The following is a 17,448-nucleotide window of genomic DNA, read 5'->3' as shown; positions in this document are numbered from 1 at the left end:
AGGGGGCTTACAAGTGAACGAACGAATTTTAAGAGTTTTAGAATATAACAAAATCAAAGAACAGCTACTCGAGCACGTCTCCTCCTCATTAGGAAAAGAAAAGATCAATGATTTGGTTCCTTGGACGGATTTCGAAAATGTTGTCCATCAACAGAGCAGCACAGATGAAGGTGTTCAAGTCCTTCGCTTGAAAGGACATGTTCCATTAGGAGGGATTCGTGACATACGAGCCTCTCTCAAAAGAAGTGAAATCGGAGGAATCCTCAATCCCGAGGAATTGGTTGATATTGCAACTACAATTTATGGGGGGAGAAGGTTCAAAAGATTTATAGAAAGTATGCTTGAAGATGAAATTGAGCTCCCGATCCTCGAAGATCTTGTGGAGCAGATCGATCCATTGATGGAAATCGAAACTAAAATAAAAGACTGTATCGACGATCAAGGTCATGTGATGGATTCTGCAAGTCCAGCATTGAGAACGATCCGCCAGCAGTTGAGAAGCTATGAGTCTCGTATACGTGAAAAGCTCGAAGCGATCATACGCTCCTCAAAATCTCAAAAGATGCTTTCCGATGCTATTGTCACCATACGTAACGAACGTTATGTCATTCCGGTTAAACAGGAGTATCGTTCTGCTTTCGGCGGAATGGTCCACGACCAATCAGCCTCGGGTGCTACATTGTTCATTGAACCGCAGGCTGTTGTGACGATCAATAACCAGTTGAAAGAGGCTAAAAGTAAAGAAAATCAAGAGATCCAACGGATATTGAAAGCCTTGACAGAGCTTGTGGCTGAAGTTTCAAGCTTTCTCAGCCATAATGTCAAAGTCCTCGCTGAAATTGATTTCATTTTTACGAAAGCCCGTTACGGTCATTCAATCAAAGCGACAAAACCGATATTGAATGACAAAGAATATATCCATTTGAAGCGTGCACGGCACCCATTGATTCCAGCTGAGGAAGTCGTACCGATCAATGTCGAGTTAGGAGGAGATTACAATTCCCTTGTCATTACTGGACCGAATACGGGAGGGAAAACGGTCACTCTGAAGACGATTGGTCTATTGTCTTTGTTGGCTCAGTCGGGATTACAGATCCCTGCCGAAGAGGAGTCCGAGGTAACGGTGTTCGAGACAATCTATGCCGATATCGGAGACGAACAATCCATTGAACAGAATTTAAGTACGTTTTCTTCACATATGACCAACATCGTGAACATTTTGGATAAAGTCAACTTCAAATCGTTGGTTCTTTTTGATGAATTAGGTGCAGGAACGGATCCAACAGAGGGTGCTGCACTAGCGATTTCAATTCTCGATTACGTAAATGAACGTGGGGCAAAGGTTGTAGCGACGACCCACTATAGTGAATTGAAGGCTTACGCCTACAATCGGACAGGTGTCATGAATGCGAGTGTGGAATTTGATGTAGAAACATTACGACCTACGTATCGTTTATTGATCGGGGTGCCTGGACGAAGTAATGCTTTTGAAATTTCAAAACGCATCGGATTGAATGAGAAGATCATCGAGAATGCACGAGCTCATATCAGTGCAGATAACAACAAGATCGATGTTATGATTGCATCGTTGGAAGATGCTCAGAAAAAAGCGGAACGTGAACGATCTGAAGCAACAGAACTTCATGAAGAAGCCGAAGTATTAAAACATGATTTAGAGAAAAAATTGCTTGAATTCGAACAGTTTAAAGAAAAGCTCTATGAAAAGGCTGAAAAAGAGGCGCAACAATCAGTTGAAAAGGCACGAAAAGAAGCCGATGCTATACTTAAAGAGCTTCGCACGTATCAAAAAGAATATGGGAATGTTAAAGAGCACAAGCTGATTGAAGCGCAAAAACGTCTGGATGAGGCAACTCCGGATTTTGATTCGAAATTGAAAAAGAAAGTGAAACAAACGAACAAAGCACCAGAAAACCTGAAACCAGGACAAGAAGTGAAAGTATTGACTGTAAACCAAAAGGGGCACATCGTAGAAAAAGTTGGCTCAAATGAATATCAAGTCCAAATCGGAATCATGAAGATGACGGTTAAGGCGAATGAGCTTGAACCGATCAAGGCCGAAAAGAAACGTGAACCGAAACCATTCGTTAAAGTTGAAGGGTCATCTGTCACAAAGCCGGAACTTGACTTGAGAGGCGAGCGTTATGAAAATGCCTTACGCGCTGTTGATAAATTTTTAGATGAATCCCTATTAGCTGGATATCCACAAGTATCCATCATACACGGGAAAGGGACAGGCGCTCTTCGAAAGGGTGTCCAATCTTTATTGAAGGAGCATCCAAATGTAAAATCAACTCGGCTTGGTTCAGCAGGTGAAGGCGGAAGCGGTGTGACGATAGTTGGTTTGAAATAGAAAGCGGGGGCGGAAATGAGCAGTTGGTTGACGAATCCTTACATTGAAACCGTAGCAAACTATAGTGTTGTCGTTTTAAGTCTAGTTGTTTTCTTGGCTGTTTTTGAAATTGTCACAAAGTATAAAAATTGGGAAGAAATCAGTAAAGGGAATCTTTCAGTCGCAATGGCGACTGGTGGAAAAATATTCGGAATAGCTAACATTTTCCGTTACTCGATTGCGCATAACGATACGATCATCGATATGATGGTCTGGGGCGCGTATGGGTTCCTATTGATGTTGATCGGTTATTTCATGTTCGAATTTCTGACGCCCCGTTTCCGTATTGATGAAGAAATTCAAAAGGATAATAGAGCTGTCGGTATGATCTCAATGATTATCTCGATTGGGTTATCATTTGTAATTGGCAGTGGAATTGGATAGGTGAAAACATATGGAAACATTGTGGAAGATCCTGCTGGTTTGTTGTGGGTTGTTTATTCTGGCAGGAGTTATTTACCTCTTATTTTAAAGCTGTTTTCGCAAACGTAGTTGCTCTTGACGTGCGGTGAGCCCACTCGTCCCCTTGCGACATTGAATGGTTTCACCTGTCACGCTTATCCCGCAGGACAAGGAAAGCTTCGGCAGCGTCACATCGCACGAAGAAACATTACAAAATACTATTTATATTTTCTGAGAAGACCTTCCCGGGTATTTATGCCCTGCAAGGTCTTTTTCATCGACATTTTTCATATGTTTAAAACAGGGGGAATGGTTGATAACCGCTGTAAATCAACGAATTGGAAAATTGTTTAAGTGAAAAAATATTCTAAATATATGTAAAATTGAATCCGTTTTCATTATAATGGTGGTAGAGAGTGAGTTTTTAATGGAAAGGAGCGGTATAAAAGGAGGAGATTAAGGTGGAGAAAAAATGGTTACAGCAATATCCCGAAGAAATCCCTCATGAAGTCGAAATTGACGAGAAGCCGTTGCAATTTTATCTGGAGGATGCCGCAAGCAAGCATCCAGAAAAACCTGCGTTGGAGTTTTTAGGCAAAAGGATGATGTATGGAGAAGTGTATGAAAGTTCTCTGAAAATGGCAAACCAATTACGTTCACTCGGCATACGGAAAGGTGACAGGGTAGCGATCATGCTGCCGAATTGCCCGCAAGCAGTCATCAGTTATTATGGCATCTTAATGGCAGGCGGAATAGTCGTGCAGACGAATCCCCTGTATACGGAGCGGGAACTGGAACATCAATTGGTCGACTCTGGAGCTAAAATGATCATCTGTTTGGATCTGTTGTTTCCGAGAGTCGAGGCGGTCAAAAGCCGTACAGAATTGACAAATGTAATAGTGACAGGTGTGAAAGATTACCTTCCGTTTCCGAAGAATCTCATCTATCCATTCGTGCAAAAGAGGCAGACCAATATCGTTGTCAATGTAACATACAATGATAAAGTCCATGCTTTCAAAAAGCTGCTTGATGAAGCCTCAGCACAAACGATCGAGCTTAACATCGATCCGATAGAAGATCTTGCACTGTTGCAGTATACAGGGGGAACAACTGGACCTGCAAAGGGTGTCATGCTGACACATTACAATCTCGTCGCGAACACGATACAATGTCGAACGTGGATGTATAAGGCTAACTATGGTGAAGAGAAAATTCTTGGTGCACTACCGTTTTTCCATGTTTATGGAATGACTTGTGTAATGAACTTTTCGATCATGTACTTGTCAGAAATGATCATTCTCCCTAGGTTTGATCCGAAACAAGTATTGAAAGCGATTGGAAAGCATAAGCCGACGATGTTTCCGGGTGCACCGACGATGTACATCGCATTATTGAATGATCCGAATATCAAGTCTTTTGATTTGTCCTCAATTGCAAGTTGTATCAGTGGATCAGCACCACTGCCTGTAGAGGTTCAAGAGAAGTTCGAGTCCCTCACCGGAGGAAATCTTGTAGAAGGATACGGATTAACAGAAGCTTCACCGGTCACCCATGCGAACTTCCTTTATGACAAACGTATGAAAGGTAGTATCGGCGTACCGTGGCCGAATACCGAAGCTGCGATTTTGTCAGCGGAATCGGGTACGATTGCCGAGGTGAATGAAGTAGGCGAGCTGATGATCAAAGGTCCGCAAGTGATGAAAGGCTACTGGAACCATCCGGAAGAGACATCTTCGACCTTCCATGAAGGCTGGCTTCTGACTGGTGATATGGGGTACATGGATGAGAACGGATACTTTTATATCGTTGATCGGAAAAAGGATATGATCATCGCAGGTGGTTTTAATATTTACCCTCGTGAAATTGAAGAGATCCTTTTTGAACATCCTAAAGTATTGGAAACTACCGTCATAGGGGTGCCGGATCCATACCGTGGAGAAACGGTGAAGGCTTTCGTGGTTTTGAAGGATAACGCAACTTGTACCGAGGAAGAACTGGATGAACATTGCAGAAAACACCTGGCTTCTTTTAAAGTACCGCGCCTTTACGAATTCAGAAAAGAACTTCCGAAGACAATGGTTGGGAAAGTACTTCGCAGAGTACTAGTGGAAGAAGAAAAAGAAAAAATGAAGCAAAAACAGAATGCATGAAGATACGTCGAAGGGCCTCACTCCAGTGGGGTCTTTTTTATGTATGGAGATAATTTTGAAGTTGTAGAGGTAATTTCAAAATTGTAGCGTTTCGTCCTGAGTTGTAGAGATAATGATCCATTTGACTGTTTGAAATTGTATACTTCGGTCTGTACAGTTTTTTTGATGGAAAATATTAAGGAAATCAGCTCGATCATCTATAAACGTGCTTAAAAGCTTAAACTTTTTACTTCGGCGACGGAAAATTTTTGCCATTCTCAACACTTAAATGTATACTTGAGAATGGATGCGTAAAATTCTGAAAAATACGAAAGATTCATTGACTTTTTACCTTCAACTACAGTACAATTAACCCGAGTGAATGTTCATTCATTTTTTGATCGCTTGAAGAAGTATCTTGCGTTCTTCAAGTATAAGGGCAACTATGGCTCAGCCGTCACCTTTGGCTCGGCTTTTGCCACGTTTTCTTTATGTGGAGGTAAAACATATGACCGTAAAACGAAAAGGGCCAAAGTATGAAAAGATAATTGATGCAGCTGTAACGGTCATAGCAAAACATGGCTATCACCAATCGCAGATTTCAAAGATCGCACGTGAAGCTGGTGTGGCCGATGGAACCATTTATCTTTATTTCAAAAACAAAGAGGATCTACTCATCTCTTTGTTTCGTGAAAAGATGGGGCGTTTTATCGATACGACAATAGATGAAATTGAACAAAAGCATTCTGTAGAAGATAAGCTGTTAACGTTGATTGAAATGCACTTCAAGCAGCTATCTGTGGACCATGAACTTGCAATCGTCACCCAGTTGGAGCTCCGTCAGACGAATCGAGAGCTTCGGGCTAAAATCGGTGAAGTACTCAAAAGGTACCTTGAACTTGTCGATTCACTCATCTATGAAGGAATCGAGGAGAAGGTTTTCCATCCTGACCTTGATATCCGGATTGTCAGGCAGATGATTTTCGGTACCATAGATGAAACGACTACCAGCTGGGTAATGAATGATCATCGGTTTGATTTGACAGCGCTTGCAAAACCAGTCCACGAATTATTGATTAATGGCTTTCGTTATAGATCAAGTTAGAGGAGGAGAGATTTTGGAGTATTTATCCTATTCGAAGGAAGACCACATTTGCACGATTTTATTGCAACACGCACCCGCTAATGCACTTTGTTCTCCGATGATCAAAGAACTGGATTCCGTTTTTGATGAATTGGAAGCGGATACAGATGTGAAAGCGATCGTCATCCGCGGGGAAGGAAGATTCTTTTCAGCTGGTGCAGATATTAAGGAATTTACGACCGTTAAAGATGCGGATGGATTCTCTGAACTCGGTGCTTTCGGACAACAGGTGTTTGATCGGATCGAACAATTTTCGAAACCTGTCATAGCTGCTGTACACGGTGCAGCACTTGGGGGCGGCCTTGAACTGGCGATGTCATGCCACATGCGTATTGTGACAGAAAATACAAAATTAGGATTGCCGGAACTACAACTTGGCTTGGTGCCAGGATTTGCTGGATCTCAACGACTTCCACATTATGTCGGAGCAGCAAAGGCGACAGAAATGCTTTTGACAAGCGAACCGATCTCCGGTACCGAAGCACATCGATTGGGTCTTGCGAATCACGTGGTTTCAGATGATGATATCTTGGATAAAGCCTATGAGATAGCTGGAAAAGCTGCAGGGAAAAGCGCTATTGTAGTGGATTTAGCATTGAAACTCGTAGATTATGCGAGAAAAGGTGAATACGAAGCAGGCGCAAAAAAAGAAACTGAATTCTTCGGAAAAGCATTTGCTTCTCATGATGGACAAGAGGGTATTCAAGCTTTTATAGAAAAACGCAAACCAGAATTTAAAGACCGTTAATACTGGAGGGGAAAAGTAAATGAACATTTATGTGATTTTAAAACGTACATTCGATACGGAAGAAAAGATTGCGATTGAAAACGGTAAGATCAGTGAAGATGGTGTTGAATTCATCATTAATCCGTATGATGAATATGCCGTAGAAGAAGCAATCAAATTGCGTGATGAACATGGTGGAGAAGTCACTGTCGTTACTGTAGGAGAAGAAGAAAGCGATAAACAACTCCGTACAGCTCTAGCGATGGGTGCTGATAAAGCTGTATTGATCGATGATGAAGATGTAGAAGATGGGGATCAATATTCAACTGCAAAAATCCTTGCCGCGTATTTCGAAAATAAAGAAGTGGATATCATCCTAGGTGGTAATGTCGCGATTGACGGTGCATCTGGACAAGTCGGTCCACGTTTGGCGGAGTTATTGGATATCCCGCATGTCACGACGATTACAAAACTAGAAGTTGATGGTACGACTGCAACGATTGAGCGTGATGTAGAAGGAGACGTAGAAGTGATTGAAACGTCTTTGCCAGTTCTCGTCACTGCTCAACAAGGATTGAATGAGCCTCGTTATCCATCACTCCCAGGGATCATGAAAGCAAAGAAAAAGCCTCTTGAAGAGCTTGAGCTGGATGATCTAGATTTAGATGAGGATGATGTTGAAGGGAAGACAAGAACACTGGAGGTTTACTTGCCGCCTGAAAAACAAGCTGGAAAAGTCCTTGAAGGGGAAGTAGACGATCAAGTGAAAGAGCTTGTGTCATTGTTACGATCTGAAGCAAAAGTGATATAGAAGGGGAGAGGAACCATGGCTAAAAAAGTATTAGTTTTAGGAGAAGTCAGAGACGGAGAACTAAGAAACGTATCATATGAAGCGATCGCAGCAGCGAAAGAGATTTCTGAAGGCGGAGAAATCGTCGGCGTCCTATGCGGAGAATCAGTCAGCGGTTTAGCTAACAGCCTGATCCATTATGGTGCAGACCGTGTGTTGGTAGTGGAAGACGAAAAATTGAAAGCATATACAACTGACGGTTACTCTCAAGCACTTGTGCAGGTGATTGAGCAGGAGAACCCTGAAGGAATCGTTTTCGGTCATACGGCAATGGGGAAAGATCTATCTCCGCGCCTTGCAGCTAAACTTGAATCTGGACTTGTTTCAGATATCACTGGAATCGAAAATACAGGTGGAAACCTAATTTATACACGTCCGATCTACTCTGGAAAAGCGTTTGAGAAGAAAATCATCACGGATGGTGTATTGTTTGTCACAATCCGTCCAAACAATATTGCAGCACTTGATAAAGATGAAAGCCGCTCAGGAGACGTGACAAACGTGGATGTGACAATCAAGGATCTACGTACGATTGTCAAAGAAATCGTTAAGAAGACCACAGATGGTGTCGACCTTTCCGAAGCGAAAGTCATCGTTGCTGGTGGTCGTGGAGTGAAATCTGCAGACGGTTTTGGACCATTGGAAGAACTTGCAGAAGTTCTTGGGGCAGCAGTCGGTGCATCCCGTGGTGCATGTGACGCTGAGTATTGCGACTACGGTCTTCAAATTGGCCAGACTGGTAAAGTCGTTACACCGGATCTTTATATCGCTTGTGGTATTTCCGGAGCGATTCAGCACTTGGCTGGTATGTCCAACTCAAAGATCATCGTAGCTATAAACAAAGATCCAGAAGCGAATATCTTCAATGTAGCTGACTATGGGATTGTTGGGGACCTTTTCGAAGTAGTGCCAAAACTGACAGAAGAATTCAAGAAAGTACTCGTGTAATAAGGGCTACATTATAAAAGAATACAAGAATCTTAACAATGACTCATCCGGAGTCCTCACTTCTCACATCAATACTTGTATTAGTATACGATAGAAGGAGCGGCACCAGATGAGTCAATCCTATTTACAAATGTTTTGTAAAAGGACTTTGTTGATTTTCAGTGGATAAACCGAGCCTTACGTTACCCCTTAGCCAGTAGGCTTGCGGATCGCAATAAACATGAACAGATCCTTAGCCAACAGGCTGGATTTGCTAGCGAAAATAGTGTGTGAGTTTTGAAAAATCGGGTATGCTACAAGTGAAAACAAATTATTAGGAAGTTTTTTTGTAAGGTGATATACTTTGCATTGTAAGCGAAATGATGAGGAGGCATGAATATGGCAATCGTGAAAGCAACTGACCAAAACTTTACTTCAGAAACAAGTGAAGGTCTTGTATTAGCTGACTTTTGGGCACCTTGGTGCGGACCTTGTAAAATGATTGCACCAGTATTGGAAGAGATTGATAGTGAAATGAGCGATAGTGTTAAAATCGTTAAACTTGATGTAGATGAAAACCAGGAAACGGCAGGAAAGTTCGGTGTAATGAGTATCCCGACATTGATGCTTTTCAAAAATGGTGAAGTCGTCGATCAAGTTGTCGGTTTCCAACCAAAAGAAGCACTAGTCGACCTTATCAATAAGCACCAATAAAACTTGTAATCAACAGGGGCTGATTCCTTAACGGGTCAGCCTCTTTTTCACGCTCCGAGAGTGACTTTTTTCCATTAAATGTTCGATGATGATACAATCAATTTATAATTATCATATTGCGGATTTCTACGGAATTAACTCCCTTTCCGCTGGCGATCCTTAGGATTCTCGTATATGCCACAGCCAAAAATTTTCGGCATTACTCCATTCCATGAAGAACAAAATTTTTATAAAACTGCTATACATAAAGAAAAAATGTTGCTCCTTAAGGAGGTTTGAAATATGCTTCAAAAATTGAAACAAAAGCTATCAGTCCTTCCGGATCAACCTGGTTGTTATTTGATGAAGGATCGGAACGGCACGATCATATATGTAGGAAAAGCAAAGAATCTCCGCAACCGAGTCCGGTCTTATTTCTCTGGTTCCCATGATGGCAAAACACAACGACTTGTTCTGGAGATCCATGATTTTGAATATATCGTCACTACCTCCGATTTAGAGGCGCTTGTTCTTGAGATGAATCTGATCAAAAAACATGACCCGCGCTACAATGTTATGTTGAAGGATGATAAGAGCTACCCATACATCAAAGTGACCAATGAAAAACAACCTAGATTGATCACAACTCGAAAAGTAAAAAAAGGAACAGGAAGATATTTCGGCCCCTATCCGAATGCGTATGCAGCAAATGAGACGAAAAAGCTCCTTGATCGGATTTATCCGTTGAGAAAATGCAAGACGCTGCCGGATCGTGTCTGTCTGTATTATCACATGGGTCAATGTCTTGCCCCGTGTGTGTATGATGTAACAGAAAAGCAAAACCGTGAAATGGTCGAAGGGATTTACCGCTTTCTTAACGGTGGGCATAAAGAAGTGAAACGAGATCTCCAAAGAAAGATGGAAGAAGCTGCTGAAAAGCTTGAGTTTGAGCGAGCGAAAGAACTTAGGGACCAAATACGGCATATCGAGTCGGTAATGGAACAACAGAAAATGGTGCATACCGATCAAAAGGACAGGGATGTTTTCGGATATCATGTTGATAAAGGCTGGATGTGTATCCAGGTATTCTTCGTACGTCAGGGGAAGTTGATTGAACGTGACGTCTCCCTATTTCCGGTTTATGGAGATTCTGAAGAAGAATTTTTATCTTTTGTAGGACAGTTTTATTTGCAAAAGAACCACATCATCCCGAAAGAGATTTTCGTTCCGAAACATGTGGAACATCATTTATTAGAAGAACTTTTAGATATTCCGGTTTCCCAACCTCAGCGTGGTAAAAAGAAGGATCTGGTGAATCTTGCAACGAAAAATGCCCAGATTGCATTGAGTGAAAAGTTCGAATTGATCGAAAGGGATGAAGAACGGTCGATCAGAGCAGTTGAAGAGCTAGGGAAACATCTAGGAATAGCAACCCCGCATGTGATTGAAGCGTTCGATAACTCCAATATCCAAGGAACAAATCCTGTTTCTGCTATGGTTGTTTTTACAGACGGAAAACCGAATAAAAAGCAATATCGGAAGTATAAAATCAAAACCGTTGAAGGTCCAGATGATTATGCATCCATGAAAGAAGTAACAAGAAGAAGATATTCACGGGTTCTAAAGGAAGATTTACCTCTCCCGGATCTTATAATCATCGACGGAGGAAAAGGTCAGATCAGTGCGGCAATCGATGTCCTTGAGAATGAATTAGGTTTATCAATACCGGTTTGTGGACTTGTAAAAGATGATAAGCATAATACAGCACAATTGATGATTGGTGATCCCCCACAGGTGGTTCCACTTGCTAGAAACAGTCAAGAATTCTATCTGCTGCAACGGATTCAAGATGAGGTCCACCGCTTTGCAATTACGTTCCATCGCCAAATTCGGGAAAAAGGGATGGTTCAGTCAAGCTTAGACAAGATCCCGGGAATCGGAGAAAAGCGACGTAAAGCTTTATTGAAACACTTTGGTTCCTTTAAAAAGATCAAGCAAGCTTCTGCAGATGAGTTGAAAGAAGCGAAAATCCCTGCATCCGTGGCCGAAACGATTGTTTCTTATTTTACTGAGCAATCGAGGAAGACAGATGATTAATTTTATTGGTGGAGTGAGGGGGTAAGTAAATGTTGTGATTTTAACAACTATTGCCACAAATTTGCTCTACTGATTACAAGAATCCGCAATTCGGAAAAAAACAAAAAGATGAGGCTATCCAAAATAAAAAGTGTCAGCCACTCCGATACAACATTTTATTTCCCAAAATGTCGATAAGTACGGAGAGACTCAGACACTTATAGGACAGCCTCATTTATATGTATCGTCTTTTATTCAACTAAACTTCAGACATATTCGTGTCTGAGATTTCATCTTTACGATCCCATTGTACAGTGAAAATGATTTTGTCTTCTTTACCTCTTTTAATCTCTTCAAAAGATTCAGTGACTCTATCTTTTTGCCGTTGGATATGCTCGGCTAAGAAACCTGCTTCAAGTTGGAATCCTTCGTGCATTCGTTTTCTCAACAATTCGGAGATCCGATCAGAGCTTAACTCGAAAGTGATCGTTTTGGAAGTTTCTTCTTTTAATTGAAGTTCTCCAAAGTTGGCTGCAGCAAAAAATTGTATCAGTTCCTCAGTAGTATCCATAGGATATTTGCGTGCAAGTGTCCGCCCAGCCCAGTATAGTAGACTATGATCTTCTTTACCTAATAATTCAGGCAACAGTACATCCCTCATCAATTCATACCCGAATAAGTAACCCTCTGTTTCGTTCGTCGGTTCTGGAAGGACATCATTGTCTTTTTTCATATGTATTCCCCTCTCCTTCACTCATATTATTTTATTATACTATCTTTAAGATGAATGACAAAGGGCGACTTTAACTTTCACGGTAATGGGCTAAATTGATATAATGGATGATCTAGATAATGAAGTCGTCTATTTTGGGAAAACTAAACGTGGCAGGTAAGTTCAAGCAGCATGTTATTCAGATAACGGACACCAGAGCCGTTATTTGTATCAAAATGAAGTGTATCTGAAGTTTAACGGACACCACAACCGCTATTTGTGAAAAAAGCAGCTGAATTTCTATGATATTTGCAGAATAGGGTCCTGGTGTCCGTTAGAGTAGTATTATCCTATTGTTTTGGTCAAATAAGGCTTCCAGTATCCGTTAATGTGTAGGGGTAATTTGTTTCAAGGATGAACGAGCGGAATTAGGCTAAGACATAAAAGCTGTCTAGACCATCGACAAATAACTTGGATCACTTAAACTTTTTGCAACGGCAACACGTTGTCTTACATCTTAAATGTGAGACTATGTTTAGTTCGTGCCTTCTGGTCAGTTTTCCAGTGACCTTTTAAAGCGCATCTGTTCTCGCTTCCGCCTTTCGTAAACCCACGGAAAAGGAGCGAATTTCTATATTCTGAATGAACATTCAAAGTGAACAGCATTAGGTTTTCACCTTCTAGATATTTCTAAAATCGGATGTATTCGTTTTCTTGACGGTCCTATATGATGGGAGTACAATAGACATGTTATCAATTCTTGTCGGAGCTTGTCTTCGGATAACAGTATTTCTGAACGTATGATCGGGTATTCAAAAATGTATTGATTTTGCAGCGGCAACACTTATTTAGAAGGGGGCACAGATATGGCTGACACTAGAGATTTTGCTTTAAGAAGACTACATTCGTTACTTGGTGTTATACCAATTGGTTTATATCTGATTCAACACTTGACAGTAAACCACTTCGCGACAAGAGGTCGTGAATCATTCGATGCTGCAGCACACTTTATGGAGACACTTCCATTCCGTTATTTCCTTGAAATTTTCATCATCTTTTTACCGATCATTTTCCATGCTGTTTTCGGATTGTACATAACGTTCCAAGCTCGTAACAACGTAAGCCGCTACGGGTACTTCCGTAACTGGATGTTCCTGTTGCAGCGTGTAACGGGAATTATCACGCTTATTTTCATTTCTTGGCACGTATGGGAAACACGTGTACAAGCTGCATTTGGGGCGAAAGTCAACTTTTCAATGATGGAAGAGATTCTCGATAATCCTTTCATGATTGGATTTTATATTGTTGGCGTAATTTCAACGATTTTTCACTTCTCAAATGGACTATGGTCCTTCCTTGTAAGCTGGGGAATTGTCCAATCGCCACGTTCCCAAAAGATCGCAACGTATGTAACAATCGGAATTTTCTTTGCAGTTTCAATCGTTGGAATACGATCCATTTTTGCATTTGTAAATCCAGAATGGTTTGCTTTTGCATCAAACCTACCAATTCTATAAGGAGTGAGTCACGATGAGCAAAGGTAATATCATAATTGTAGGTGGAGGACTAGCCGGCTTGATGGCTGCTATCAAATCCGCTGAAGCAGGGACACACGTTGACTTGTTCTCACTCGTGCCTGTTAAACGTTCTCACTCCGTTTGTGCACAAGGCGGAATAAACGGAGCAGTAAATACTAAGGGTGAGGGAGACTCTCCTTGGGAACATTTTGATGACACAGTTTATGGTGGGGACTTTCTGGCAAACCAACCTCCTGTAAAAGCAATGTGTGATGCCGCACCTGGTATCATCCATCTATTAGATCGTATGGGTGTCATGTTCAACCGTACACCTGAAGGATTATTGGATTTCCGTCGTTTCGGCGGTACACAGCACCATCGTACAGCATTTGCTGGTGCTACTACAGGACAGCAATTACTATATGCGCTTGATGAGCAGGTCCGTCGATACGAAGTACAAGGGCTTGTAACGAAATATGAAGGTTGGGATTTCCAATCAGCGGTTCTTGATGATGATAATATATGCCGTGGAATCGTTGCACAAAACTTGAAGACTTCTGAAATCCAAAGTTTCAAAGCTGATGCTGTCATCATGGCTACTGGCGGACCTGGTGTGATTTTCGGTAAGTCGACCAACTCTGTCATCAATACTGGTTCAGCAGCTTCAGCTCTTTATCAACAAGGTGTTCACTATGCCAATGGTGAGTTCATCCAAATTCACCCTACAGCGATTCCGGGAGACGATAAACTCCGTCTAATGAGTGAATCTGCTCGTGGTGAAGGTGGACGGGTATGGACATATAAAGACGGTAAACCCTGGTACTTCCTTGAAGAAAAATATCCTGCATATGGGAACCTGGTACCCCGTGATATAGCAACACGTGAAATCTTTGATGTCTGTGTTCGACAAAAGCTTGGAATCAACGGTGAGAACATGGTTTACCTCGATCTTTCACACAAGGATCCTAAAGAACTTGATATTAAACTTGGTGGTATCATCGAAATCTATGAGAAGTTCATGGGTGACGACCCTCGCAAAGTTCCAATGAAAATCTTCCCGGCGGTCCACTATTCAATGGGTGGTATGTGGGTTGATTTCGATCAAATGACGAATATCCCTGGTCTCTTTGCAGCAGGTGAATGTGATTATTCCCAGCATGGTGCAAACCGCTTAGGAGCTAACTCGCTTCTATCCTCCATTTTCGGTGGTATGGTTGCAGGTCCTAAGGCTGCAGAATATGTTATGGGTCTTGAAAAGACAATCGAGGATATACCTGAGGAAATTTACGAGCGTCAAGTTAAGAAAGAAACCGATCACCTTGAGCAGATCATGAAAATGGATGGTACGGAAAATGCCTATCAGCTTCATAAAGAGCTCGGTGAATGGATGACAGATAATGTGACCGTTGTCCGTTACAATGATAAGTTGAAAGAAACAGACGATAAAATTGTCGAGTTGATGGAGCGTTACAAGGATATCAACATCAATGATACATCGAAGTGGAGCAATCAGGGTGTTTCATTTACGCGTCAATTATGGCACATGCTACAATTAGCACGTGTTGTCACTCTCGGTGCATTGAACCGTAACGAAAGCCGTGGAGCTCATTATAAACCTGACTTCCCTGACCGTAACGATGAAGAATGGTTGAAGACGACCAAAGCAATCTTTAATCCAGAGAAGAATGGTCCAGACTTCGAATATGAAGAAGTTGATACTTCTCTCATCAAACCACGTAAGCGTGACTACTCTAAGAAGAAGGGAGAGAAATAATAATCATGGCTGAAGGAAAAATGATTCAATTTATTATCAAGCGTCAGGATAACCCTGATTCTGCAGCTTATGATGAAAAATTCGAGATCCCTTATCGTGCGAACATGAATGTGATTTCGGCTTTAATGGAAATCCGCCGGAATCCTGTGAATAGTAAAGGTGAAAACACGACACCAGTGACATGGGAAATGGGATGCCTTGAAGAAGTATGTGGAGCTTGTTCTATGGTGATCAACGGAAAACCGCGTCAATCTTGTACGGCACTGGTTGACCAATTGGAACAGCCGATCCGTCTAGAGCCGATGGCAACCTTCCCGGTAGTACGTGACCTTCAAGTCGACCGCAGCCGCATGTTCGATGCGTTGAAAAAAGTGAAAGCTTGGATCCCGATCGATGGCACATACGATCTTGGACCTGGACCTCGTATGCCGGAAAGCAAGCGTCAATGGTCATACGAATTGTCAAAATGTATGACCTGTGGAGTTTGTTTAGAAGCATGTCCGAATGTCAATGATAAATCTGAGTTCATCGGTCCTGCTGCACTTTCTCAAGTTCGTTTGTTCAACGCACATCCGACCGGAGAAATGAATAAAGCAGAACGACTGAATGCACTAATGGGCGATGGAGGACTCGCAAATTGCGGGAACTCTCAGAACTGTGTCCAATCATGTCCGAAAGGAATTCCTTTGACGACTTCGATTGCCGCATTGAACCGTGATACATCATTGCAATCTTTCCGAAATTTCTTTGGATCCGATGCACAATAATCGTTGTTTACGATAAACGATATGAGGACTGGCTAATAGAGTCAGTCCTCGTTTATCACGAAAAAATGAATAGGTATTCATTTTTTCATTTAAAGAGAATTGGATAAAACTATAACTGCCAGCTGAGAAGACGAACAATAAAATATAATGGATAGAATGAAAGACGAAAAGCGAAGGATGTTGGCGAAGCGGAACTTTCATTTATTGCTCAATAAAGAAAACCCGGACAAATTGTTCGGAATTTCTATTGAACAAAGTTCATTTGTCCCACCCTCTCAATATAAGGGCAACCAGGCTCAGCCTGCGCTAAGGCTTGGCATTACCAAGATACTTTAAATACATCAGCAAGGAGGGAAATATGAAAGGTATAGATTATATTCAGGATTGGGAGAGCTGGAGGAGAGGTTTTCACTTTTATACGACAGTCGAGGTCCGATTTTCTGAAGTCGATCCATTCAACCATTTGAATAATACAATTCCATTTGTTTATTTTGAGGATGCACGAATCCGGCTTTTCAAGGAACTTGGATTCATGCAAGAGTGGAATAAACCGGATAGCAAGACAATCCCGGTCGTTGCGGATCTTCAATGTAATTACCTGGAACAAGTTCTTTTTGATGAAACGCTGAAAATCTTTGTGAAGATCGCCTATATTGGAACTACCTCGATCGATCTGCATTATTTAGCAGAGAATTCAGAAGAAAACCCTGTTTTGGTAGGGCGGGGACGTATCGTCCATATCGATAAACATAAAGGTGCTCCTGAAAAATGGACTGTTAGTATGGTTGATCGCATGAAGAATATGCAAAAATAAACCTCTGTTTTCAATTATTTTTGAATATGTCAAGTCACGACCAATTTCATCCCTTCATATGATATGTTGACTAAATATCTTTTCTGCATGAAACGCAGCTCGTTAGCCCATGCAAGGAGGGGTGAAATTCATTGAAAGATAAACACTACCGACCGAAGCCTCTACTTACAAAAAGGGAGAGAGAAGTATTCGAACTTCTTGTTCAAGACAAGACGACCAGGGAGATTGCTGAACAACTTTTTATAAGTGAAAAAACTGTTCGGAATCACATTTCCAATACGATGCAGAAGCTAGGTGTCAAGGGGCGCTCCCAGGCTGTCGTCGAGCTATTGCGGCTTGGCGAGTTGGAAATTTAGAGGTTTGCGGCTTTCAAAAATGAAAGCCGCTCTTTTTTTGCTTTGGCTCTTTTCTAAAAGATTGTTGTTATCGAGTCATTTTTAAAAACTCACCTTGTGCAAGTTGATTGGAGAGCCAGGTGCGAGACTCCTCGAAAATGAAAATCGCAT

Annotated in this window: 15 protein-coding genes; 14 read left to right on the top strand and 1 reads right to left on the bottom strand. The window is 41.6% G+C overall.

Annotation, left to right across the window (positions count from 1 at the left end; genetic code table 11):
* Positions 1–13: 13 nt before the first annotated feature.
* The 9 genes from N8M93_RS15090 (at position 14) to uvrC (ending at position 11,379) form a co-directional block, all read left to right on the top strand.
* A complete protein-coding gene (locus N8M93_RS15090) occupies positions 14–2,371 on the top strand; it encodes an endonuclease MutS2 (RefSeq protein ID WP_261133180.1) in 2,358 nt (785 codons plus the stop codon).
* A 15-nt stretch (positions 2,372–2,386) separates the two neighbouring features.
* Positions 2,387–2,794, top strand: coding sequence for a DUF350 domain-containing protein (locus tag N8M93_RS15085; RefSeq protein WP_261133178.1), 408 nt, complete (start codon positions 2,387–2,389; stop codon positions 2,792–2,794).
* Between the two features lie 479 nt (positions 2,795–3,273).
* Positions 3,274–4,962, top strand: a complete 1,689-nt coding sequence (locus N8M93_RS15080; RefSeq protein ID WP_314728290.1) for an AMP-binding protein — start codon at positions 3,274–3,276, stop codon at positions 4,960–4,962.
* Positions 4,963–5,449: 487 nt separating this feature from the next.
* On the top strand, positions 5,450–6,046 hold the full coding sequence (locus N8M93_RS15075; protein ID WP_261133176.1) for a TetR/AcrR family transcriptional regulator: 597 nt from the start codon (positions 5,450–5,452) through the stop codon (positions 6,044–6,046).
* Between the two features lie 13 nt (positions 6,047–6,059).
* Positions 6,060–6,833: an enoyl-CoA hydratase gene (locus N8M93_RS15070; protein WP_261133174.1), complete on the top strand. Its 774-nt coding sequence runs from the start codon at positions 6,060–6,062 to the stop codon at positions 6,831–6,833.
* A gap of 19 nt (positions 6,834–6,852) precedes the next feature.
* Positions 6,853–7,623, top strand: a complete 771-nt coding sequence (locus N8M93_RS15065) for an electron transfer flavoprotein subunit beta/FixA family protein (protein WP_261133172.1) — start codon at positions 6,853–6,855, stop codon at positions 7,621–7,623.
* A 15-nt stretch (positions 7,624–7,638) separates the two neighbouring features.
* A complete protein-coding gene (locus N8M93_RS15060; protein ID WP_261133171.1) occupies positions 7,639–8,610 on the top strand; it encodes an electron transfer flavoprotein subunit alpha/FixB family protein in 972 nt (323 codons plus the stop codon).
* Positions 8,611–8,988: 378 nt separating this feature from the next.
* Positions 8,989–9,303, top strand: coding sequence for a thioredoxin (trxA, locus tag N8M93_RS15055; RefSeq protein WP_221566336.1), 315 nt, complete (start codon positions 8,989–8,991; stop codon positions 9,301–9,303).
* Positions 9,304–9,585: 282 nt separating this feature from the next.
* On the top strand, positions 9,586–11,379 hold the full coding sequence (gene uvrC, locus N8M93_RS15050) for an excinuclease ABC subunit UvrC (RefSeq protein ID WP_261133169.1): 1,794 nt from the start codon (positions 9,586–9,588) through the stop codon (positions 11,377–11,379).
* A 238-nt stretch (positions 11,380–11,617) separates the two neighbouring features.
* Here the strand turns inward: uvrC and N8M93_RS15045 are convergent, their stop codons facing one another.
* Positions 11,618–12,091 (bottom strand): YslB family protein, encoded by a 474-nt coding sequence (locus N8M93_RS15045; protein WP_261133167.1) that lies wholly within the window; start codon positions 12,089–12,091, stop codon positions 11,618–11,620.
* An 845-nt stretch (positions 12,092–12,936) separates the two neighbouring features.
* Here N8M93_RS15045 and N8M93_RS15040 point away from each other — a divergent pair.
* The 5 genes from N8M93_RS15040 (at position 12,937) to N8M93_RS15020 (ending at position 17,298) form a co-directional block, all read left to right on the top strand.
* A complete protein-coding gene (locus N8M93_RS15040) occupies positions 12,937–13,587 on the top strand; it encodes a succinate dehydrogenase cytochrome b558 subunit (RefSeq protein ID WP_221566333.1) in 651 nt (216 codons plus the stop codon).
* 13 nt (positions 13,588–13,600) lie between these two features.
* Entirely contained in the window at positions 13,601–15,361 is a 1,761-nt protein-coding gene (gene sdhA, locus N8M93_RS15035; protein ID WP_261133166.1) for a succinate dehydrogenase flavoprotein subunit, read from the top strand.
* A gap of 5 nt (positions 15,362–15,366) precedes the next feature.
* Positions 15,367–16,128 (top strand): succinate dehydrogenase iron-sulfur subunit, encoded by a 762-nt coding sequence (gene sdhB, locus N8M93_RS15030; RefSeq protein ID WP_261133165.1) that lies wholly within the window; start codon positions 15,367–15,369, stop codon positions 16,126–16,128.
* 358 nt (positions 16,129–16,486) lie between these two features.
* Positions 16,487–16,942, top strand: coding sequence for a thioesterase family protein (locus N8M93_RS15025; protein WP_261133163.1), 456 nt, complete (start codon positions 16,487–16,489; stop codon positions 16,940–16,942).
* A 131-nt stretch (positions 16,943–17,073) separates the two neighbouring features.
* Complete coding sequence (locus tag N8M93_RS15020) at positions 17,074–17,298, top strand: response regulator transcription factor (protein WP_221566329.1); 225 nt, start codon at positions 17,074–17,076, stop codon at positions 17,296–17,298.
* The last annotated feature ends 150 nt before the right edge of the window (positions 17,299–17,448 follow it).

The organism is Bacillus sp. Marseille-Q3570 (genome assembly GCF_946151055.1).
Classification (GTDB): domain Bacteria; phylum Bacillota; class Bacilli; order Bacillales; family Fictibacillaceae; genus Pseudalkalibacillus.
This window is presented reverse-complemented; position numbering and strand designations above follow the sequence as displayed.